Origin of the sequence: Citrobacter sp. Cpo126, from assembly GCF_030332445.1 — a bacterium.
Taxonomy (GTDB): domain Bacteria; phylum Pseudomonadota; class Gammaproteobacteria; order Enterobacterales; family Enterobacteriaceae; genus Citrobacter; species Citrobacter portucalensis.
The window spans coordinates 1-265 of record NZ_JAOWHT010000009.1 but is presented as its reverse complement, the minus strand read 5'-3'; the positions used below and the strand labels follow the sequence as shown (position 1 = coordinate 265).

1 tRNA gene is annotated in these 265 nt (G+C 53.2%); it reads left to right on the top strand.

Features of this window, described 5'->3' with window-relative positions:
- Positions 1-180: 180 nt before the first annotated feature.
- Positions 181-256: transfer RNA gene (locus OGY17_RS00070), tRNA-Ala, on the top strand.
- Positions 257-265 lie beyond the last annotated feature (9 nt).

The window sequence follows — 265 nt, the reverse complement described above, 5'->3', positions numbered from 1 at the left end:
GCTTGTAGCTCAGGTGGTTAGAGCGCACCCCTGATAAGGGTGAGGTCGGTGGTTCAAGTCCACTCAGGCCTACCAAATTCTTTCTGATACCGCGTTGTGAAACGACTCGCATACTTCAGTATGCTTCACCGTTCCACGCCTTGTCTCAGCAAGAATTAAGGTGAATGAGATAACTACGATGGGGCTATAGCTCAGCTGGGAGAGCGCCTGCCTTGCACGCAGGAGGTCTGCGGTTCGATCCCGCATAGCTCCACCATCCTTACTG